The following is a 16747-nucleotide window of genomic DNA, read 5'->3' on the forward strand; positions in this document are numbered from 1 at the left end:
CATAAATTTGCTGTTTCCGCGTTGCTTCTTTGCAAATCATTACATTTAATTGCAATTATTTTTGGCTTGCTGCGGCGAGCCGGCGGTTTTTTGGGGTGTCGGCGCGTGGTTTTCAGGCTGCCTGAGATTGCCTATTTCCACAGCAGCATCAGAAACAGAATCAGCGCGATCACCGCCAGCCAGAAGTTTTGCCGCTGCTGGCTTTTGATCAGGTGGACATAGGCGTTGCGCATTTCTTTCTGCCGCGCTTCATCGACCAGCGCGTTGATTTTGCGCGGCAGCGAAGGCAGGATTTCCGCCCAGTCTGGTGCTTCGTTTTTCAGGTTGCGCAACAGCGCTCTCGGGCCGACCTGGCGGTTCATCCAGCGCACCAAAAACGGTTTGGCGGTTGCCCACAGATCCAAATCGGGATCGAGCTGGCGCCCCAAACCTTCGATATTGAGCAGGGTTTTTTGCAGCAGCACCAGCTGCGGCTGGATTTCCACATGAAAGCGGCGGCTGGTTTCAAACAGGCGCATCAGCACCAAACCAAAGGAAATCTGCGACAGCGGTTTGTTGAAAAAAGGCTCGCACACCGCGCGTACGGCGGCTTCGAGCTCTTCGGCACGGGTCTGTGGCGGTACCCAGCCCGATTCGATGTGGGCGGTGGCGACGCGGTGGTAGTCGCGGTTGAAAAAAGCCAGAAAATTGATGGCCAGATAGCGTTTGTCAAAATCGGTAAGGCTGCCGACGATGCCGAAATCCAGCGCCACATAGCGGCCGTCGGCTTTGACCAGAATATTGCCCGGGTGCATATCGGCGTGGAAAAAGCCGTCGCGGAAAACCTGGGTGAAGAAAATCTCCACGCCGTAGCGCGCCAGCTTTTTCAAATCAACGCCCTGCGCTTTCAGGCTGCCGATATCGGATACCGGCGTGCCTTCCATCCACTGCATGGTCATCACTTCGCGGCTGCAGTAGTCGAAATACACTTTCGGCACCACCAACATCTCGCTGCCGGCGAAGTTGCGGCCAAGCTGGCTGGCATTGGCCGCTTCGCGCATCAGATCGAGTTCGTCGTGCAGGTATTTGTCGAACTCGGCGACCACTTCGCGCGGGCGCAGGCGTTTGCCGTCGGCAAAAAAACGCTCGACAAAGCCCGCCGCCAGCCGCATCAGCGCCAAATCCTGCTCGATTACCGGCTTCAGATTCGGCCGCAGCACTTTCACCGCCACGCTTTGGCCGTCGAACAGCTCGGCGCGGTGCACCTGCGCCACCGAAGCGCTGGCCACCGGCGTGTCGTCGAAGCGGGCATAGATTTCCGCCAGCGGACGTCCCAACGAAGTTTCAATCTGGCGGCGCGACACTTCGGCGGCAAAAGGCGGAACTTTGTCCTGCAGCTTGGCCAATTCCTGCGCATAGGCCGGCGGCAGCAGGTCGGGGCGGGTGGAGAGCACCTGCCCCAGCTTGACGAAAATCGGCCCCAGACTCTCCAGCGCCAGCCGCAGCCGCACCGGCATCGGCTCGGCGGCAAAGCGTTTGGACTTGGGCAAAGCCAGCAGCAGCCGGCGCAGCCAGCCGGCGCGCACCAAACCGGCCACCAGGTCGGAAAGGCCGTAGCGGTAGAAAGTCTTACCGATAACGGTAAAGCGGGAAAACCATTTCATAAAGCACCGTGCCGCAGCAGAAACAAAGGCGCGATTATATAGCGAAGCGGCCCTGCAGGCAGCCTGAATCGGACAGGGGCGCGGGCGGCGTCGTTTGCCCGTAAGCAAGCAATGCCGGATTTTGCCCGCTGCCGCCGTTTGCGCTGCTTGGCTGCCGATACCGCTTGGTATTTTCGCGCTGCCCGTTGCGGCGCTTCGCTATATAATGCGCGGCTTTGCCGCCGGCCGTGCGGCAGCCTGAAAACCCTTTGCCAGCCGATGAGCCACGCCTTTTTGATACTCTGCCACCGTCCGCCGCGCTATTGGCTGCGGCTGGCGCAGTCTGCGCCCGAGAGCCGTTTTTACCTGCATTACGATGCCAAAGCCGATTGGGCTGAAGCCCGCGGGCTGGCGGCAGGCTGTGCCAATGTACGTTTTACCGACAGGCGCATCGACGTGCGCTGGGCGGGTTTCAGCATGGTGGCGGCAACGTTGGAGCTGCTGCGCACCGCGCTTGCCGAAAGCGGTAACGAGTGGTTCCATCTGCTCAGCGGCAACTGCGTGCTGCTGGTGAAACCGCAAGAGCTGGCCGCCCAGTGCGCGGCTTTGCCGCCTGAAACCCTGCTGCTGGAGAGCGCGCCCAGCCGGCGCCTGAACTACCGCGTGCGTTTTGATACGCCGCATGCCGACAGTACATGGCAGCGCAGCCTGCGCGGCAAAATCCTGACCAAATGCTTTCAGGCTGCCGACAGGCTGCTGCCCTGCCGCGAGCCGGCCGCCGCCGGCAGCCAGTGGTTTTCTGCCGGCCGTGCCGCCGCGCAACTGTTGCTGGCGGCGGCCGATGATGGGGCGCAGGATTTTTTCCGCCGCAAGCTGTGCCCGGATGAGCATTTTTTCCAATATCTCGCCGCCGCTCCGGCTTTGCAATCGCAGCTGAACCATATCCGCGACAACCGCCGCTACATCCGCTTTACCGGCAGCGGCAACCATCCGGCGCTGCTCGATGTGCCGCAGCTGCGGCAGGCGGCGGCAGCGGGCAGCTGGTTTGCCCGCAAGGCCGACGACGAAACCGCGCTGGCCTTTTGGCGCGAACAAACGGCTGCACAGGCAGCCTGAAAAGCCTTGCCGTTGTGTGCTGCAAACAGACTGTTTTTCAGGCTGCCTGAATGCGCAGGCAGCCTGAAAAGTGTTTTATCCCGTTTTGACTGACTGCCAGTAAGCCATGAAATTTTCCGTTTTGATGTCGATTTACCGCCGCGAGCAGCCCGAGTTTCTGCGCCAGTGCCTGCAAAGCCTGTGCGCGCAAACGCTGGCGGCCGACGAAGTGGTGCTGGTTTATGACGGCCCGCTGACGCCGCAGCTCGAAGCGGTGGTCGACAGTTTTCAGGCTGCCTTGCCGCTGAAAATCGTGCGGCTGGCGGAAAACGTCGGTCTGGGGCGGGCGCTAAACGAAGGGCTGGCGCATTGTTCGCACGACTGGGTGTTCCGTATGGACGGCGACGACATCTGCCTGCCCGAGCGTTTCGCTTTTCAGGCTGCCTATCTGCAGACCCATCCCGATACCGATATCGTCGGCACGCAGATTGCCGAGTTTGACGCCGATCCCGCCACGCCGCATGCCGCCCGCCGCGTGCCTTGCGATAACGATGCCATCCGCCGCTTTGCCCGCCGGCGCAATCCCTTCAACCACATGACCGTTGCCTACCGCAAGCAGGCGGTGCTCGCTGCCGGTGGCTACCGCCACCATCTGTATATGGAAGACTACAATCTGTGGTTGCGGATGCTGGCGGCAGGCGCCCGTGCCGCCAATCTGCCGGAAATGCTGGTGCTGGCGCGTACCGGTGCGGCGATGCTGCGCCGCCGCCGCGGTCGCGCCTATGCGGCGAGCGAATGGCGGCTCTATCGCCTTAAGCGCTCCCTGCGTATCCAGCGCCCGCTGCCTGCGCTATACTGCTTCGCCGCGCGCGCGCTGCCGCGCCTGCTGCCGCCTGCCGTGCTTGCCCGCCTTTATTCCCTGACCCGCCGACCATGAAACACGCCCCTTCGGTTTTTTTGCGCTTTGCCAGCGGCCTGATATTGATTGCCGCCACCGCCGCCCTGTATCTGTGGCAGAAAGACATCGACCCGCTCAATCCGAAAGTGATCAACAGCATGGTGCTGGTGGCGCTGGCCTATACGCTGGCCACGGTGTCGGTAAACAAGCTGATTGCCTTTCCCGGCCGCCAGACCTGGCTGCACATCCTGCCGACGGTGGGCATAGCCTACAGCGGCGTGTTTGCGCTGTTTGCGCTGTTTTTCGTTACCTTTTCCAATAGCTTCGTGCTGCTGAACGCCATCATCACCGGCGTGTTTTTCTATCTCGACTTTCTGCTGCGCTCGCGGCGCGAACCGCTGATGGCCTATATCCCCGCCGGCCGCGCCGCCGAAGCCGCCGCCATTCCCCATGCGCGCTGGCTGCGGCTGGATAAGCCGGTGCTGCCGCAGCAGGCGGTGCGCGCGGTGGTGGCCGATCTGCACAGCCCGCAGCTGGGCGGCGACTGGCAGAAATTCATCGCCACCTGCACGCTGCAGGGGATTGCGGTGTACAACATCCGCCAGGTGGAAGAATCGCTGACCGGCCGGGTGAAAATCCGCCATCTGTATGAAAACGACTTGGGGTCGCTCCTGCCTTCGCCGGGTTATATGCTGGTCAAGCGGGTAATCGACATTCTGCTGGTTCTTTTCAGCCTGCCGCTGACGCTGCCGCTGATGGCTGCCACCGCGCTGGCGATCCGGCTGGAAAGCCCCGGCGGCGCGCTGTTTACCCAAAACCGCGTCGGCCAGGGCGGGTGCGAGTTTAAAATCTACAAATTCCGCAGCATGTGCGCCGATTCGGAAAAAGACGGCGCCCGTTTGGCGCAGCAGGGCGACGCGCGCATCACCCGCGTCGGCCGCTTTATCCGCAAAACCCGCCTGGACGAGCTGCCGCAGTTTTTCAATATCCTGAAGGGCGACATGAGTCTGATCGGCCCGCGCCCCGAGCAGAAATATTTTGTCGATGAGTTCGAGCGCAGCATCCCGTTTTACAGCTACCGCCACATCGTCAAACCCGGCCTTTCCGGCTGGGCGCAGGTTACCCAGGGCTATGCCGGCAACGAAGACGAAACCCAGATTAAAATCGAGCACGATTTTTACTACATCAAGCATTTTTCCTTTTCGCTGGACGTGCTGATACTGTTTAAAACCCTGCACACCATTGTTACCGGCTTTGGTGCGCGCTAGGGGCTGTTGGCAATCAGCCCCTAAAGGCAGCCTGAAAACCCCTTCCCCCGATTATCCGCAAAGGAGCCATTATGAGCAGACAGGACCAACTCAAACGCGAAGCCGCCCTTAAGGCGGTGGAGTTCGTGCCGGAAAACGAATACATCGGCATCGGCACCGGCAGCACCGTCGATTTCTTTATCGAAGCGCTGGGGCAGAGCGGTAAGAAAGTGAAAGGCGCGGTATCGACTTCCCCGCGCAGCTCCGAGCTGATGTCGCTGTACGACATTCCCGAAATCCATCTCAACGACGTGATGCGGCTGGCGGTGTATGTGGACGGCGCCGACGAAGTCAACCACCTGCTGCAGATGATCAAAGGCGGCGGCGGCGCCCATGTGCACGAGAAAATCGTTGCCAATGCCGCCGACCGCTTTATCTGCATTGCCGACGAGAGCAAATACGTCTCCCGCCTGGGGCGTTTCCCGCTGCCGGTGGAAGTGGTGCCGCTGGCGCGCTCGATGGTGTCGCGCCAGCTGGTGAAACTCGGCGGCCGGCCGGAATTGCGCATCGGCTTTCGCAGCGCCGGCGGCAATGAGATTGTTGATGTGGAAGGACTGGATCTGTCGCAGCCCTTGAGCATGGAAGACACCATCAACCGCATTACCGGCGTGATCGACAACGGCCTGTTTGCCCACCGCCCGGCCGATCTTCTGGTGCTGGCGCGCGAGAGCGGCGTCGAAGTGCTCAAAGCGCAGGTTTAAGCGCCGTTTGTCCTTGTTTTTTACCCGCTGCAGGCAGCCTGAAAGCAGAGAATTCCGTTTTCAGGCTGCCTTCCCGATTTCTCCCGACGATTGCGAATTGCCATGCACGCCCAGCCCCTCGATCCGCGCAGCGTTCCACTGCAGGGTACCAATCTGATTGAAGCCTCCGCCGGCACCGGCAAAACCTGGAACATCGCCATGCTGTTTGTGCGGCTGGTGCTGCTGGAGCGGCTGCCGGTCGATCAGATTCTGGTGGTTACCTTCACCAAAGCCGCCACCGCCGAACTCAAAGGCCGCCTGCGCGCGCGTTTGGACGAAGCGCTGGCGCTGTTGGACGCGCCCGCGGCTGACGATAAAGACCCGCTGGCGCAGCTGGTGGCGCAGGCACGGCAAAACGAAAGCGAAGAGCGCCTGCAGCTGCGCCTGAAAGCAGCCTTAAGCGATTTTGACAACGCCGCGATTTACACCATCCACGGCTTCTGCCAGCGCGTGCTGCAGGATTTTGCCTTTTACTGCGGTGCGCCCTTTGAGCTGGAATTGGACGAGAGCGGCGATGGCGGCGCGCAAACCGCCGCTGAAGACTTCTGGCGCCGCCGCGTGGCTGCCGACGGCGAAACCGCCGCGCTGGCCTATGCCGCCGGCCTGACGCCGCAGTCGGTTTGCGACGCGCTCAAGCCCTATCTCGGCCGCCCCTATCTGGCGATCAGGCAGCCTGAAAGCAGCACCGCCGCGCGCGAAGATTACGCCCGGCGCTGGCAGGAAGTTGCCGCGCAGCTGCCGGCGCTGGACGAAACTTTTTTCAGGCTGCATCCGGCGCTAAACGGCAATGTTTACCGGCAGGCGACCTACCGCAGCAAATTCGACCGCCTGCTTGGCTGGGCGGCAGCGGACAGCCCACCCGCGCCATCGCTGCTGGCTAAAGCGCTGGCCAACAGCTCCGGCGGCAATCCCTTTAGCGCCGAAGCGCTGGAAAAAGGGCTGAAAAAGGGCGCCACCGCACCCGATGGTGCCATCGACGCGCTGGCGCCGCTGGCCGCGCTGCTTGATGCCGCCACGGCCGCCGCTGCGGAAACTACCGCCGCGCTGGTCGCTCTGCAGCTTGATCTGCTGCGAGAAGTGCGGCAGGCGCGCGAAGCGGCCAAGGCCGACGATCCCAAGCGCGGTTTCGATGATTTGCTGCTCGACGTTGCCCGCGCCCTGCAGCCTGAAAACCGCTACGCCGGCGAGTTGGCGCAGGCGATGGCGGCCAAATGGCGGGTGGCGCTGATCGACGAATTTCAAGACACCGACCCGCTGCAGTACGGCATTTTCGAGCGCGCGTTTGCCCAAACCGGCACGCCGCTGTTTCTGGTGGGCGATCCCAAGCAGGCGATTTACAGCTTTCGCGGCGCCGACATCTTTGCCTATCTGCAGGCCGCCGATGATGCCGGCGCCCGCTACACGCTCGATACCAACCGCCGCAGCCACCGCCGCCTGATCGAAAGCATCGGCCGCCTGTTTGCCCGCGAAGAGCCTTTCAGGCTGCCGAAAATCGACTACCAGCCGGTTGATGCCGCGCGTGACGAAAACCGTCTCGAGCCTGCCGATGCGCCCGTGCGCCTGCGCTGGCTCAACGAAGGCGAAGGCGGGGAAAACGCCGATACGCTTGATGAGCGCGCCGCCGAATGGTGTGCCGCCGAAATCGCCGCGCGGCTGCAGCAGGCGCAGCAGGGCAGCCTGAAAATCGGCGGCCGCCCGCTGGAAGCCGGCCAGATTGCCGTGCTGGTGCGCGCCCGCCGCCACGGCGAAATGGTGCAGCGCGCCCTTAAGCGCGCGGGTGTGCAGAGCGTGCTCGCCAGCCGGGCCGATATTTTCGACGGCGAAGAAGCCGAAGCGCTGTATGCGCTCTTGGGCTTTTTCCTGCAGAGCGGCCAAAGCAGCCGGCTGCATTTCGTGCTTTCAGGCTGCCTGTTTGATTATGGCGAAAGCGATATCCGCCGCCTGCAGGAAGACGAACAGGCGCTGCTGCAGTGGATACAGTCCGCCGGCACCACGCTTGATGAGTGGCAGCGCCACGGCGCCTATGCCGCGCTGCGCGGTTTTTTCAACCGTCACGGCGTCGAAACACGGCTGTTGGCGCAGGGGAATGAGCGCACGCTGACCAATCTGCACCAGCTGTTGGAGTTGCTGGCCGCTGAAGACGAAGCCAGCCACACCCCCGCATCGCTGCACCAGTGGCTCGGCCGGCGCATCGCCGCCGCGCGCGCGGGGCAGGGCGGCGACAGCGAAGCGGTGCTGCGGCTGGAGAGCGACGAAAATCTGGTTAAAATCGTTACCTTCCACGCTTCCAAAGGCCTGCAGTACCCGCTGGTGTACTGCCCCTTCGTCTGGCGCGCCGGCGGCAGCGGCGAGCGGCAGGACTGGCACATCGTCCACGACAACCGGCACCAAAACCGCGCCGAGCTGCTGCACCACAGCCAGCTTTCCGAAGACGACCAACAGCAAATCGAAGCCGAAGCGCTGTCGGAAGATTTGCGCCTGCTGTATGTGGCGCTGACCCGCGCCGAAGAAGAGCTGACCCTGTATCTGGCCGCCTGCCGCGACGGCGGCCGCAGCGCCCTGGCCTATCTGCTTGGCTGCGATGCCGCCACCGCCAAAGACAGCGCCGCCTACCGCGCCCGCTGGCAGGAATTTGCCAGGCAGAACGACGGCTTTACGCTCACCGGTGCGCCGCCGGCATTTTCAGGCAGCCTGAAAGCCGCCGCCGCGCCAAACGGCCGCTACCGCGCGCTCGACATCGCCCCGCGCCGCTTCCGCTTTGTGCGCCACACCAGCTTTACCGCCTTAAGCCGCAGCCGCGACGCTGCCGCCGGCGAAGACGAACTCTTGCCCGCACTGGATGGTGCCGAGCGCCGGCTGCCGGCGGCAGGGCAGCCTGAAAACGGCGCCGAAGCATCCGGCATCCACGCCTTTCCCGCCGGCCCCGCCGCCGGCATTTGCCTGCATGCGGTGCTGGAAAAATACCGTTTCGACCACCCCGCCGCCGCCCAGGCCGAACGGGTGGCGGAAACCCTGAACCGCCACGGTTTCGACAGCGAAAGCTGGCTGGCGCCGGTGCTGGCGATGATCGAACAAACCGCCGCGCTGCCCTTGGGCAACGGTCTGACGCTGGCCGCCATCCCGCCGCCGGCGATGCGCACCGAAATGGACTTTCTGCTGCACAGCGACTCTTTCCGCCTGCGCGACATCCGCGATTTTCTCGCCGTCGCCGGCCTGCCGCCGCTGATTCAGCAGGCCGCCCGCCGGCTCGATTTTTACGATGTCGAAGGCTATATCAGCGGCTTTATCGACCTGGCGGCGCTCAGCGGCAGCCGCGCACTGCTGGTCGATTACAAGTCCAACCTGCTCGGCAGCGATGCCGATGCCTACGGCCAAGAAGCGCTGGAAGCGGCGGTGGCCGAACACCACTACTACCTGCAGGCGCTGATTTACGCCGTTGCCGCCGCCCGCTACCTGCGCGGGCGCGGCAGCCTGCCCGAAAACATCGCCGTGCGTTATCTCTTTTTGCGCGGGCTCGACAACCCCGACACCCACGGCATCTGGCAATGGGACATCGCCACCGCCGATTTGGCACCGTGGCTGTAAAGGACCATTTTGCAGTCCCGCAAAAGCAGCCTGAAAGCGGTGTTGCCGTTTTCAGGCTGCTTTTGACCGTGCCGGCCGGCAGAGCAAACCGCCGCCGCCGGATTTTCAGGCTATAATCCGCGCCTTTTTATTTTCAGGCTGCCTTATGAAACCCGACCCGCGCAAAACCGCCGCCCTGGCCCGCATCCAGCGGCAGATCGGCCACCAGTTTTCCGACGAAGCCCTGCTGCGGCAGGCGCTGACCCACCGCAGCCATGCCGGATTGAACAACGAGCGGCTGGAGTTTGTCGGCGACAGCATCCTGAATTACACCGTGGCGCGGATGCTGTACGATGCCTTTCCCAAGCTGCCCGAAGGCAAGCTGTCGCGGCTGCGCGCCAATCTGGTCAATCAGAACACGCTGGCGGCGCTGGCGGGCGAAATGCAGCTGGGCGAAGCGCTGTATCTGGGCGCGGGCGAGATGAAAAGCGGCGGCAGCTCGCGGCCGTCGATACTGGCCGACGCGCTCGAAGCGCTGTTTGCCGCCGTGTGTCTGGATGCCGGTTTTGCCGCCGCCGAAGCGGTGGTGCGCCGGCTGTTTGCCGAGCGCGTGCGCGGCGTCGATCTCGACACCCAGGCCAAAGACGCCAAAAGCCGGCTGCAGGAAGCGCTGCAGGCCAGACGGCTGCCGCTGCCCAAATACCGCATCGAAAAACAAACCGGCGAGGGCAGCGAAGCGTGGTTTGAAGTTTCCTGCGACTTGGGTGAGCTGGGACATATCACCCGCGCCCAAGCCGCCAGCCGCCGCGCCGCCGAACAGCTGTGCGCCGCCGCCGCGCTGGAATGGCTGCAGTCGCGCGGCAAAGCAGCCTGAAAGGCTTGTCGCGTCCTTGCCGCGTCTGAAAAACAGCAACAAAAGGCAGCCTGAAAACGAATTTTCGTTTTCAGGCTGCTTTTGTTTCAGGCTGCTTTTGTTTCAGGCTGCTTTTGTTTCAGGCTGCTTTTGTTTCAGGCTGCTTTCGTTTCAGGCTGCTTTCGTTTCAGGCTGCTTTCGTTTCAGGCTGCTTTCGTTTCAGGCTGCTTTCGTTTCAGGCTGCTTTCGTTTCAGACTGCTTTCGTTTCAGGCTGCTTTCGTTTCAAGCTGCTTTCGTTTCAGGCTGCTTTTGGGTTTTGTCGTCGGTAGTTCGATGCGTGCCATTTATCCGGCGGCGGCTTACTGTGGCGGTTTGCGCCGGTGCAGGCTGAGGTATTGTTTGACGGCGTACATCAGCGTTGAGAGGGCGCCTACTGCGAGCAGGAATACCAGCGGCACCACCAGCAGTTTGGGGAAAAACCACAGCAGCAGGGCGGCGGCGAGCAGGGTCAGGCCCAGGCCGAGGTAGGCGCCGGTTTCGCGGCTGCCTACCTGGTTGGTGCCGTAAAAATTGCCTTCGAAAGCGTGCGAGAGCTGGAGCATCTGCCGCCAAACCGCCAGCGCCTGCTGGCGGTGGAGGATTTTCAGGTTCAGCAGCTTGCGCCGGCGCTGCTCGGCCACCGCCCGCTGCTCGTCGGCATCGAGCACGATTTCGGTGGCGTTGTTTAAATCCTGCAGAAACTGTCTCTCCATCTGCGCGGCGGCGGCGGCATCTTCGGCGATGGTGTCCAGCTCGCGGTTGAAATGCCAGCTGGAAAAATTCAGGTTGGTTGAGCCGATGCGCACCAGAAAGCCGTCGGCAACGGCGGTTTTGGCGTGAATCATGGTGCCGTTCCATTCGAAAATGCGCACGCCGGCGCGCAAAAGTTCGCGGTAGCGGGTGCGCGAAACGCGGGCGATCCAGCCGATGTCGGAAGTTTTCGGCACCAGAATCCGCACGTCCACGCCGGCTTCTGCGGCGTTGATCAGCGCCTGGGTGTAGAGACGGGTGGGCATGAAATAGGCGTCGGTGAGCCACAGGCGGCGGTTGGTGAGCGCCAGCAGCACCAAGTCCAGGCGCATCATATTGTTGTCGGCCGGCGTGGTGGCGACGATGCCGACGCGCGCATCGCCGCCGTTTTCGTTTTCAGGCCGCCTGCTCTCGGGCAGCAGCGCTTCAGGCAGCCTGAAACCCTGCGACTGCAGGCTGTCGGCCAGCGCGCGCACCACATCGGCCACCACCGCGCCGCGCAGCATCACGCCGGTGTCGCGCCACGGGGCGATGCCTTTTTCAGGCTGCCCTTCCCATGCCGAAGAAATGCACAGCCCGCTGACAAAAGCGGTTTCGCCGTCCACCACAATCGACTTACGGTGGTTGCGCGAAAGCAAGCCGATGCCGCTGGCAAAACCCATGCGGTTATACGCCACCACCAGCGCCCCGGCCTGCTTGAGCGGGCGGAAAAAGCCTTTGAGATCCTGCCACAGCGAGCCGAACCAGTCGTACACCAGCACCACCTGCACGCCCTGCGCGCATTTTTGCAGCAGCAGATCGCGCATCCGGCGGCCGAAGGCGTTGTCGGAAAAAATATACATTTCCACCAGCACCGAGCGCTCGGCTGCGCGCACCGCATCGAGCCAGGCCGGGAAGTTTTCGCGGCTGTCGTTCAGGATTTTCAGGCTGCAGTGCGGATACATCTCGCTGCCGCCGGCGCGCAGGCGCAGCTGTTCGAGAATGGCTGGGGAGGTATCGCTCGGATTGGGATTCATGGTGGGAAAATGCTATGTTGCTTGGGCAGCCTGAAAAATACAAAAACGGCATTATAGCGAAAGAGCCGCATCAGGCAGCCTGAAACGGCCGGCAGCGGTTTTCAGGCTGCCTGAATGCCGTTTGCGGCGCTTTGTGCCGATAACCAATCGGCTGCCGCACGCACGGCGGGCAGCGGCGGGCTGTGGGCGGCGCGGCACAGATAATAGGGTCGGCCGGGCAGGATAATATCCGACACGCTTTGCAGCAGGCCGAGGCGGAATTCTTCGGCCAGCAGGCTGCGGCCGAGCAGGGCGACGCCTTGTCCGGCCAGGGCGGCCTGAATCAGATGGCCGGCGTCGGAATAGCGGGTGCCGCCCTGCATGGTATGCGGCGGAACGCCTGCCGCCTGCGCCCAGGCCGTCCAGTCGGCGGCGCCCTGCGGTTTGTGCCAGTCCAGATGCAGCAGCGGCCAGTTTTGCGGTTTGGCAGGCAGCTTGGCGGCCAGCGCGGGGGCGGCTGCGGCGGTAAACGATTCGTCAAACAGCGGCACCGCTTCGATGCCGGGCGCCGTGCCGCCACCGTAGCGCACCGCCAGATCGGCTTCGCCGGCGGCAAGGTCGGCTGCGCGGTAGCCGGCGCGGATGTGCAGGTCGGTATCGGGGCAGGCAGCCTGAAAACCGGCCAGGCGCGGCACCAGCCATTGGCGGGCAAATTCGGGCGTCAGCGCCAGTATCACGCGGCTGCGTTCGGGGCGGCGGATGCGGGCGGCGGCCTCGGCGATGGCGGCGAAACTGCCGCTTACGGCTTCGGCCAGCAGCCGCCCGTCGGCAGTCAGCACCACGGCGCGGGTACGGCGCTCGAACAACGGTTTGCCCAGCTGCGCTTCCAGCGTGCGGATGCGGTGGCTGACGGCGGTGGGGCTGAGCGCCAGCTCGGTAGCGGCGGCTTTAAAGCTGCCCAGCCGTGCGGCGACCTCAAAGGCGTGCAGTGCGCCAAGAGAGAAGGGAATACGGTTCATAAGCATAGATATAGTGAGTCAAAATGAAAAAGATACAAGGCAGCAAGCCGCAGACAGTACAGGTAGTACGGCAAGGCGCAGCAACGCCGTAGATTTTTTATTTGGGCTCACTATGGATGAAAAAATTTCGGCCGTCGGCTGAGAAAACAGCGTTTGCCGGAATCAGGGCAGGGCGGCAGAATCGCGCTTCTGTTTTGTTTCGGAGAGCCAAAAATGACCACAATTTTACACATTGATTCCAGCGCCCGCAGCGGCATTTCCGGCGAAGATGCCTACGGCTCGCACACCCGCCGTTTAAGCGCGCGCTTTGTCCGCCGCTGGCAGCAGGCGCGTCCCGACAGCCGCATTGTTTACCGCGACGTCGGCCAGAACCCGCCCAGTCCGGTAAGCGGCCGCTGGATACACGCTGCGTTCACCCCGCCCGAAGCGCGCGAACCGTGGATGAGCGAAGTGCTGCGCGAAAGCGACGCGCTGGTGGACGAGCTGATCGCCGCCGACATCATCGTGGCCGGTGTACCGATGTACAACTTCGCGCCGCCCGCTCAGTTTAAAGCCTATATCGACAACATCGTACGCGTCGGCCGTACCTTCGGCTTCGACCGCAGCCGCAGCGGCAAGCCCTATTGGCCGATGCTTGCAGGTAGCGGCAAACGCCTGCTGCTGCTCTCTTCGCGCGGCGATTACGGCTACGACAGCGGCCAGGCCGATTACGCCAACCACGTCGAAGCCTCGGTGCGCACCGCCTTTGCCTATATCGGCATTACCGACGTGCAAAGCATTGCGGCGGAATACGACGAATTCGGCGGCGAGCGTTTGCAGCAGTCGCTGGCGGAGGCGGAAAGCGCCGTGGCGCGTGTGGCAGATGAATGGCTGGCGCAAACGGCCGGCTAGAATAGCCGGATAAGGAAAGCAGCCTGAAAACTGTATCGGAGGTTTTCAGGCTGCCTGTTTGGGCGCACTCAATCATTACGGCGGCCAAAATCCAAAAGCTCGGCGATGTCGTTTTCGCCCTGCTGCTCTTTGATGGCGCGTTGTGCGGCGGCGTAGCGTTCGTATTCGGCAGCGGCTTTTTTGTCGACCTGTTTTTTGCTGATGGCGCCTGCGCCTTGCAGCACGTTGCGGTCGTTAAACTGCAAAAACTGGTCTAATTTTTCCTGCCAGTCGCGCAAAAACACCTGTTTTTTGCGTTTAGACTGGTCTTCGGCGAAATCCAGCCACATGGTTACGATGCGGTTTAGTTCGCTGACTTCTTCTTGGTTCAGATAGTTTTTGGCGGTTTTGATGTCGGTTTTGCGCACATGACCGGTGGCGGTGTGGGTCAGACCCATCAGGGGCTGCGATGCATTGGCGCGGCGGTAGATGATTTCGGCGGCGGTGTGCCCCGTGCAGGCAAAATGCAGCTTGTTTTGGATGGTCTGGAAAAAGCGGGTGGTGTCTTTGAAATCCGGCTGATAGTCGGCCGCCAACGCGAAAATCTCGCGCACGCGCAGGTAAACGCGCTTTTCGCTGGCGCGGATGTCGCGGATGCGCTCGAGCAGTTCGTCGAAATAATCGGGCGCGGCCACCGTGCCGACGGGCGGGTTTTTCAGACGTTCGTCGTCAATGGCAAAGCCCTTTTGCAGATACTCGCCCAAAGTGCGCGTTGCCCATTGGCGAAACTGCGTGCCGCGTGTGGAGCGCACGCGGTAGCCGATGGCGATAATCATGGGTAGGGTGTAGTGGGCGATTTCGCGGCGGATTTTTCTGCCACCTTCGGTTTGAACTATTGAGTAATACTCAATAGTTGCTCGCTCAGACAATTCACCCTCGGCTGTTATTGCCTTGATATGTTTGTTGATATTGGAGACGGTTGTTTGGTACAGCGCGGCAATTTCTGCCTGCGTCAGCCAAAGCTGCCCGCCCAGCTCGCGTAAAACAAATTGGGCTTCGCCGTCTTGGGTGGTGTAAAGAATCAGGGTGTTGTCGGTCATTTTGCTTTTCCGGTTGGAAACAGGCCGTCTGAAATGCTGTTGATGCTTTCAGACGGCCTTTGCGTTTCGCGGCTTTAAGCCTGTTTCACCGCTGCGGCTACTTTGGCGGCGGCTTCATCCAGCGCGATGCTTTGCGCTTGGCTGTCGGTGCGGCGGGCGTATTCGACTTGGCCTTCTTTCAAGCCCCGATCGCCAATCACGAGGCGGTGGGGGATGCCCAAGAGTTCGCTGTCGTTGAGCAGTACGCCGGCGCGCTCGTCCCTGTCGTCGAGCAATACGTCCACACCGGCGGCTTGCAATTCGGCGTAAAGGCGGTCGGCGGCTTCGCGCACGGCGTCGGATTTTTTGTAGTTCATCGGCACGATCACGGCTTGGAAGGGTGCCATGGCGTCGGTCCAGATGATGCCGCGCTCGTCGTTGTTTTGCTCGATGGCGGCGGCGACGATGCGGGTGATGCCGATGCCGTAGCAGCCCATTTCCATGATTTGCGCTTTGCCGTTGTTGTCGAGGAAACTGGCGTTCATGGCGGCGGAGTATTTGTCGCGCAACTGGAAGACGTGGCCGACTTCGATGCCGCGCGCGAGTTTCAGGCTGCCTTGCCCGTCAGGGCTTGCGTCACCCTCAACCACGTTGCGCAAATCGGCAAATTCGGGCTCGGCGGCGTCGCGGCCGAAGTTGAAACCGGTGTAGTGCCAGTCGTTGTCGTTGGCGCCGATCACCCAGTCTGCACCTTTTTCGACGGCGAAATCGGCGTAAACCTTGCCTTTAAAGCCGACCGGGCCGAGCGAGCCGCCGTCTGCGCCGAATTGGGCGCGGATAAGTTCGGGCGCGGCCATCGTCAGCGGGGCTTTTACGCCGTCGAGTTTTTCGGCTTTGATGTCGTTGAACTCATGGTCGCCGCGCAGCAGCAGCAACACGATTTCGCCTTCGTTTTCGCCTTCGACGACGATGGATTTGAGCGTCTGTTCAACCGGAATATTGAGAAATTCCACCAACGCGGCGATGGTTTTCACATCGGGCGTGTGCACTTTTTCCAGCGGCTTTTCAGGCTGCCTACGCTCGTCCTGCAAACGCAGAGTCGGCGCCAGCTCGATATTGGCGGCGTAGTCGGAAGTGTCGCTGTAGGCAATCACGTCTTCGCCGCTGTCGGCCAGCACTTGAAACTCGTGCGAACCGGTGCCGCCGATGCTGCCGGTGTCGGCGGCGACGGGGCGGTAGTTCAACCCCAGGCGGTCGAAGATACGGCAGTAGGCGTCGTACATCGGTTGGTAGCCGTCGCGCACCAGCGATTCGTAGTCGGCGTGGAAGGAGTAGGCGTCTTTCATCACAAATTCGCGCGCGCGCATCACGCCGAAACGCGGGCGCACTTCGTCGCGGAATTTGGTTTGGATGTGGTAAAAGTTTTGCGGCAGCTGCTTGTAGCTGGTGATTTCTTTGCGCACGATGTCGGTGATGACTTCTTCGCAGGTCGGCCCCATGCAGAAATCGCGCTCGTGGCGGTCTTTGAGGCGCAAGAGTTCTTTGCCGTAAAACTCCCAGCGGCCGGATTCCTGCCACAATTCGGCAGGCTGCACCACGGGCATCAGCAATTCGACGCTGCCGGCGCGGTTCATCTCTTCGCGCACGATGTGTTCAACCTTGCGCAACACGCGCAGACCCATCGGCATCCAGGTGTACAAACCGGAGGCGTTGGCTTTGATCAAACCGGCGCGAATCATCAGCTTGTGGCTGGCCAGGGCGGCTTCGGCGGGGGCTTCTTTTAAAGTGGAAATGAAAAATTGGCTGGCTTTCATGGCGGCGGTTCCGTTGTCAGATCATGTAAAGACGCGATTGTAGCAAGGTTTGGCGGCTTTCAGGCTGCTTTGCTTGCGGGTAGGGCGTGTTGACAACCAAC

At 61.9% G+C, this 16747-nt stretch carries 12 protein-coding genes; 7 read left to right on the forward strand and 5 right to left on the reverse strand.

All coding sequences use genetic code 11. The annotated features are described in order from the left end of the window. Positions 1-131: 131 nt before the first annotated feature. Positions 132-1643 carry a ubiquinone biosynthesis regulatory protein kinase UbiB gene (gene ubiB, locus OP500_RS04070; RefSeq protein ID WP_238747818.1) on the reverse strand — a complete coding sequence of 504 codons (1512 nt, stop codon included), beginning with the start codon at positions 1641-1643 and terminating at the stop codon, positions 132-134. 258 nt (positions 1644-1901) lie between these two features. Here ubiB and OP500_RS04075 point away from each other — a divergent pair, with 258 nt between their 5' ends. The 6 genes from OP500_RS04075 (at position 1902) to rnc (ending at position 10100) form a co-directional block, all read left to right on the forward strand. Beyond that, positions 1902-2738 carry a beta-1,6-N-acetylglucosaminyltransferase gene (locus tag OP500_RS04075; protein WP_274070249.1) on the forward strand — a complete coding sequence of 279 codons (837 nt, stop codon included), beginning with the start codon at positions 1902-1904 and terminating at the stop codon, positions 2736-2738. A gap of 106 nt (positions 2739-2844) precedes the next feature. Further along, complete coding sequence (locus OP500_RS04080) at positions 2845-3654, forward strand: glycosyltransferase family 2 protein (RefSeq protein WP_274070250.1); 810 nt, start codon at positions 2845-2847, stop codon at positions 3652-3654. Further along, positions 3651-4883, forward strand: a complete 1233-nt coding sequence (locus OP500_RS04085; protein ID WP_274070251.1) for an exopolysaccharide biosynthesis polyprenyl glycosylphosphotransferase — start codon at positions 3651-3653, stop codon at positions 4881-4883. Before OP500_RS04080 ends, OP500_RS04085 begins: the two co-directional genes overlap by 4 nt. Positions 4884-4954: 71 nt before the next feature. Further along, positions 4955-5623 (forward strand): ribose-5-phosphate isomerase RpiA, encoded by a 669-nt coding sequence (rpiA, locus tag OP500_RS04090; protein WP_274070252.1) that lies wholly within the window; start codon positions 4955-4957, stop codon positions 5621-5623. A 96-nt stretch (positions 5624-5719) separates the two neighbouring features. After that, positions 5720-9247, forward strand: a complete 3528-nt coding sequence (gene recB / locus OP500_RS04095) for an exodeoxyribonuclease V subunit beta (RefSeq protein ID WP_443135140.1) — start codon at positions 5720-5722, stop codon at positions 9245-9247. A gap of 145 nt (positions 9248-9392) precedes the next feature. Further along, positions 9393-10100 carry a ribonuclease III gene (gene rnc / locus OP500_RS04100; RefSeq protein WP_274070254.1) on the forward strand — a complete coding sequence of 236 codons (708 nt, stop codon included), beginning with the start codon at positions 9393-9395 and terminating at the stop codon, positions 10098-10100. A gap of 339 nt (positions 10101-10439) precedes the next feature. On the opposite strand, the gene OP500_RS04105 is transcribed toward rnc, so the two are convergent. Continuing rightward, entirely contained in the window at positions 10440-11885 is a 1446-nt protein-coding gene (locus tag OP500_RS04105; RefSeq protein WP_274070255.1) for a phospholipase D-like domain-containing protein, read from the reverse strand. Positions 11886-11986: 101 nt separating this feature from the next. Next, positions 11987-12883 carry a LysR substrate-binding domain-containing protein gene (locus tag OP500_RS04110; RefSeq protein WP_274070256.1) on the reverse strand — a complete coding sequence of 299 codons (897 nt, stop codon included), beginning with the start codon at positions 12881-12883 and terminating at the stop codon, positions 11987-11989. A gap of 213 nt (positions 12884-13096) precedes the next feature. Between OP500_RS04110 and OP500_RS04115 the strand changes: the two genes are divergently transcribed. After that, complete coding sequence (locus OP500_RS04115) at positions 13097-13774, forward strand: FMN-dependent NADH-azoreductase (protein ID WP_274070257.1); 678 nt, start codon at positions 13097-13099, stop codon at positions 13772-13774. A gap of 68 nt (positions 13775-13842) precedes the next feature. Here the strand turns inward: OP500_RS04115 and OP500_RS04120 are convergent, their stop codons facing one another. Together OP500_RS04120 and OP500_RS04125 are read right to left on the reverse strand one after the other, a co-directional pair. After that, complete coding sequence (locus tag OP500_RS04120) at positions 13843-14853, reverse strand: virulence RhuM family protein (protein ID WP_238747839.1); 1011 nt, start codon at positions 14851-14853, stop codon at positions 13843-13845. A gap of 74 nt (positions 14854-14927) precedes the next feature. Beyond that, positions 14928-16646, reverse strand: coding sequence for a proline--tRNA ligase (locus OP500_RS04125; protein WP_274070258.1), 1719 nt, complete (start codon positions 16644-16646; stop codon positions 14928-14930). Positions 16647-16747 lie beyond the last annotated feature (101 nt).

The organism is Kingella sp. SNUBH-2017 (assembly GCF_028680565.1).
Classification (GTDB): Bacteria; Pseudomonadota; Gammaproteobacteria; order Burkholderiales; family Neisseriaceae; genus Kingella_D; species Kingella_D pumchi.

What these genes read in the sequence shown, in the direction of transcription:
- ubiB (WP_238747818.1), bottom strand. Translation starts at nt 1,643, where the DNA reads ATGAAATGGTTTTCCCGCTTTACCGTTATCGGTAAGACTTTCTACCGC.
- OP500_RS04075 (WP_274070249.1), top strand. Translation starts at nt 1,902, where the DNA reads ATGAGCCACGCCTTTTTGATACTCTGCCACCGTCCGCCGCGCTATTGG.
- OP500_RS04080 (WP_274070250.1), top strand. Translation starts at nt 2,845, where the DNA reads ATGAAATTTTCCGTTTTGATGTCGATTTACCGCCGCGAGCAGCCCGAG.
- OP500_RS04085 (WP_274070251.1), top strand. Translation starts at nt 3,651, where the DNA reads ATGAAACACGCCCCTTCGGTTTTTTTGCGCTTTGCCAGCGGCCTGATA.
- rpiA (WP_274070252.1), top strand. Translation starts at nt 4,955, where the DNA reads ATGAGCAGACAGGACCAACTCAAACGCGAAGCCGCCCTTAAGGCGGTG.
- rnc (WP_274070254.1), top strand. Translation starts at nt 9,393, where the DNA reads ATGAAACCCGACCCGCGCAAAACCGCCGCCCTGGCCCGCATCCAGCGG.
- OP500_RS04105 (WP_274070255.1), bottom strand. Translation starts at nt 11,885, where the DNA reads ATGAATCCCAATCCGAGCGATACCTCCCCAGCCATTCTCGAACAGCTG.
- OP500_RS04110 (WP_274070256.1), bottom strand. Translation starts at nt 12,883, where the DNA reads ATGAACCGTATTCCCTTCTCTCTTGGCGCACTGCACGCCTTTGAGGTC.
- OP500_RS04115 (WP_274070257.1), top strand. Translation starts at nt 13,097, where the DNA reads ATGACCACAATTTTACACATTGATTCCAGCGCCCGCAGCGGCATTTCC.
- OP500_RS04120 (WP_238747839.1), bottom strand. Translation starts at nt 14,853, where the DNA reads ATGACCGACAACACCCTGATTCTTTACACCACCCAAGACGGCGAAGCC.
- OP500_RS04125 (WP_274070258.1), bottom strand. Translation starts at nt 16,646, where the DNA reads ATGAAAGCCAGCCAATTTTTCATTTCCACTTTAAAAGAAGCCCCCGCC.